The organism is Clostridium tyrobutyricum (genome assembly GCF_019144085.1).
GTDB lineage: Bacteria > Bacillota > Clostridia > Clostridiales > Clostridiaceae > Clostridium_B > Clostridium_B tyrobutyricum_A.
Genome location: NZ_JAHHUY010000149.1, coordinates 1 through 204, shown reverse-complemented (window position 1 = coordinate 204; position 204 = coordinate 1). Strand labels below are relative to the sequence as shown.

The following is a 204-nucleotide window of genomic DNA, read 5'->3' as shown; positions in this document are numbered from 1 at the left end:
GAGCACCTTGGGATCGGTGGAGATGGGATCGGGCCAGTCACCGTCGAGCAGGCTGGTGTCCAGCTCGGTCGTATCGCGGTTGGCGTCCAGGTAGATGCGGGGGAAATGGGCCTCGACCCAGGCCACGCCGAGCGCGGGGGCAAAGGCGTAGATCTTCTCGACGTGGGTGTCTTCGGCCCGGCGCAGCGTGGCCAGGTCGAGGGC

General features: G+C 68.1%; 1 protein-coding gene. It reads right to left on the bottom strand.

The window, feature by feature from the left end; translation table 11 throughout:
• A partial coding sequence (locus KM800_RS15370) for an N-formylglutamate amidohydrolase (protein WP_217813854.1) occupies positions 1–204 on the bottom strand: 204 nt, incomplete at both ends.